We start from the raw sequence: 1,182 nt of genomic DNA, 5'->3' as shown, positions 1-1,182 counted from the left end.
GGCCAGCATCCTGTTGGCAGTCGCCATGAGCTGCTCGAAGACCTCTCGTTCGGCGAGGTGTGTGCAGTAGCCAGCGCCGTTGTCCAGGGTGTCGGAGAGGAAGGCGAAGGTGCGTGCCTTGCTGCTGCCGGAGCCTGCGCCGTGGATGCCGGATGCGATTTCGTTGGGCTGCACCTGCAGGAGCGAGCCAGCGGCGATGCGCAGCAGGGCGGCCAGCGAGTACCAGGCCGCCCGCCGCCCCGAGCGGTCGTCGGGGAAGCCGGTACTCTGTGGCACTGAGGTGAGGTTCAGGCGCAGACCGAGCGCTGGGATCTCGCTTGCCTGGGGGCCGAGCAGGAACAGGTCCGTGTGCTGGGTGGCGCCGATGGCGGTGGTGAGCGGTTCCTCGTCGGCGGCGATGTCCTTTGCAAGCCATGGGAACAAATCGGCCGCCCCGGCTTCCAGATAGGCGCCGGACCAGCGTGTGGTCGGGCTTACTTTTGAGAACTGGAACAGTCGGCCGCCGTTGTCGTTGACTGCGTACCGCTCGCCCTTGCCGGCGTGGACCACCATGCCAGGTGCCTCGATCTTCAGCGGTGCGCCGTGCTCAAGGTCGGCGGCAGTGCGGGGGCCAAGCGACCTGGCCCTCCATGCGAAGTTGCCGTCGAAGTCGCGTGCCTTACCGGAGTAGAAACCAGCCGGTTCGCGCAGTTCGATCTCACGGTAGGAGCCGTCGGCTGTTCCGCAGGCGCAGCAGGGCTGCGGTGGGGCGTCCTCTTGTTCCGGCAGCGCCTGTACGTCCTCTGCAAGGTGTCCGCAGGCGCGGCAGATACCGATGAGGACAGGCTGTCCGAGCGGTTCCTGCACGGCTCGGGGGGCTCGTCCGGTCGGCTCGAACGCGACTGCGCCGACTGCCGTGTGGACCTGTCCGTCCTTGACCGTCTCAGCGCCGGGAGCGAACTGGGAGATCGCGATGTCCAGCGAGCGATCGACTACTCCGCTCGGCGGCCAGGGGTAGGACTCGGAAGGGCGCTTGGTGTACAGGTAGCGGGCTGAGGTGGGGAATCCGAACATCGGCAGCAGGCCTGACTCCGCCAGCCGTTGGCTGAGTTCGTGGTGGCCGCGAGGCTCGTCGGCGATCTGGGTGACGCGGTTGACAAGCTCCTGGACCACCCATGCCGCCGCCTGAGCCGGGGACCAGGT

Annotated in this window: 1 pseudogene; it reads right to left on the bottom strand. The window is 67.6% G+C overall.

Annotated elements, in window-relative coordinates:
- Positions 1-1,152, bottom strand: a pseudogene (locus ABTZ59_RS37170) (DEAD/DEAH box helicase); the annotation flags it as partial.
- Positions 1,153-1,182 lie beyond the last annotated feature (30 nt).

The organism is Streptomyces sp. NPDC094034, assembly GCF_040303865.1.
Classification (GTDB): domain Bacteria; phylum Actinomycetota; class Actinomycetes; order Streptomycetales; family Streptomycetaceae; genus Streptomyces.
This window is presented reverse-complemented; position numbering and strand designations above follow the sequence as displayed.